At 36.9% G+C, this 2,003-nt stretch carries 3 protein-coding genes; 1 reads left to right on the top strand and 2 read right to left on the bottom strand.

Annotation, left to right across the window (positions count from 1 at the left end; translation table 11 throughout):
• Window positions 1-167: 167 nt before the first annotated feature.
• Entirely contained in the window at window positions 168-308 is a 141-nt protein-coding gene (locus EGI31_RS14535) for a hypothetical protein (protein ID WP_255037836.1), read from the bottom strand.
• Window positions 309-605: 297 nt separating this feature from the next.
• On the opposite strand from EGI31_RS14535, the gene EGI31_RS14530 reads away from it, so the two are divergent.
• Complete coding sequence (locus EGI31_RS14530) at window positions 606-1,412, top strand: DUF6193 family natural product biosynthesis protein (RefSeq protein ID WP_255037922.1); 807 nt, start codon at window positions 606-608, stop codon at window positions 1,410-1,412.
• 154 nt (window positions 1,413-1,566) lie between these two features.
• Here EGI31_RS14530 and EGI31_RS14525 read toward each other — a convergent pair.
• On the bottom strand, window positions 1,567-2,003 hold a 437-nt coding region (locus EGI31_RS14525), incomplete at its 5' end, for a transposase (protein ID WP_255037921.1).

Here is a 2,003-nt window from a genome sequence, read left to right as displayed (position 1 = left end):
AGGTGCATTGGAAACGTTTAATGTTTGGTCCTTCGCTACTGTGTGAGACCGTCCAAGATTTCCCATTCAGGACTTGGCTCGTTGCTGGTAGTTACTACGACCTCTGCTGACTTCTTCACTTAACCACTCGTGGTTGTGAAGACCTCCCCAGGTAAGAACATACTCTTTCATTCGATGCCTGCGAAATCTACTCTGATAGGTTTGTTGGCCACGGACTTTGTATTGATGTGCATACTTATCCACCTATCATAGCCTCTTATTCCGTTTCTGTAAGTCAGTACCGAATTTTGTAGTCTCGCTTTCTTCACTGCATCCCTCACGAGAAACCAGCTTGCGACTTACTAACACACTTTACCAACTAGCATGTAAAGGACTCAGTCTTTTCGACTTGCACCTTCTAGAGTTTATTTGTACTTTCGTACTCGATGTCCATACTGGGCACACACATGTCCTTGTGTCAAGTGGGGCGGGCGGAAGTAATTGAACATTAGGAACTTTAATTTACATTTGTACTAAGGCTGAGCAGAAGGAATTCTATTTCCCCACCTGCCAAAAGCCCTGAACGTTGGCAGTAAGTTTAGAACGATACAATCCGACAATTAAAAATGTTAGACAGAATATTTAAAATCTTTAAGTCAAAGACACCAATTCAGACAATGTATCCGGAGTTGGAAAAAGTCGGTGGACTTCAAAATGCGATAGATTTTGAATTTGTTAAATTTAATTCCAATTTGAGAGTTCTAAGGGAAAGTAACTTGGACGAATTTCCTCTAAATTTTTCATTAATTAAGAATGGGAAAAAATTTTCACAAGTATACATTGGTGCGGAAGAAAAATTATATCTGCCTGACTTTTGGAAGGACGGAGTTTGTCTTGCAAACGGGCATACTAAAAACATTTCAGAACTTATCCAAGTAATAGATTATTGGCTTTGCAATGAAGTTACTACGAGAGAATTAGCTGACAAATTTTCATTTGTATCACCAAACGAAAAAGCTTTTGCATTTGACGATAACAAAGAAGTTGAATACACTTGGAACTTAATCTTACAAGACAAATTCAACACGGAGCTAATCGAATTTGTAAAAATTGCAATTAAGGATGAAGTCCTCTCTAAACTTTTTCCTTTTACAAGTTTGTATACTCTTTGCTTTAGTAGGTGTACAGGTTATCCATATGACACAGAAGACTTACCAAATGTGACACCCAAACAATTTGAGAACTTCGTTCCAATTAAAGAAAAAAAAAGTATCGAAGAGCAAGACAGAAATAAATTTGAAACCCTATTTGTTGTGACAAAAAATAGAAATGAATACCTTGGCGAAGGAAATGCAGAAGAAGCACTTAAAATTGTAAAAGCAAATTTACTTGACAATGTACAACCAGCAAGAAAAGGAACAGCGGACGGATAGAAAACCTACTGCCAACAGCCGTTTTGCAAAAGCGGGGGTTTCGTGCTTCTATGAAAGTGAAGTGCTAAATTCAAGCTTTGTGCATCTAATGAAGTTTAGTGCTAAAAATCCCCGCCTTCGATAGCTAACTTAAATCCAAATATTTTCTTTAAAATTATGCTGCTCTTTTATAAACATATTCTGGATTAAAAGGTGTTTTAGTTCTTACAACTGCATACATCTGATGAATCAATTTGTTTTTCACATTATTCATTGCCACAAAACCTTTCTTTCCTTCTGTTTTCTTTCGGTCAAAATATTCCTTCATTTGCGGGTTAAACCGTATGGCTGCCATTGCTGCTATATGAAAAATGCCTTTTAGCTGCTTATGAGAATAACAATTGACGTGAAAACCACCGTTAATACTACTTCCAGAGCTTATTTCAAATGGAGCAACTCCTGCCAAAGAGGCAAATTTACGAGCATTAAATTCCTCTGAAAAGTTCCTGGAATATACAATTACCCATAAACATACTATTTTTCCTATTCCCTTTATACTTGTTGCCAATTCTAAGTTTTCTTGCCAAGCATCATTCTCGGCTATCAACTCAT

This window comes from Lacihabitans soyangensis (assembly GCF_024343775.1).
Lineage (GTDB): Bacteria > Bacteroidota > Bacteroidia > Cytophagales > Spirosomataceae > Leadbetterella > Leadbetterella soyangensis.
Note: the sequence above shows the minus strand (reverse complement) of the source record. Positions and strands in the feature narration are given on the sequence as shown.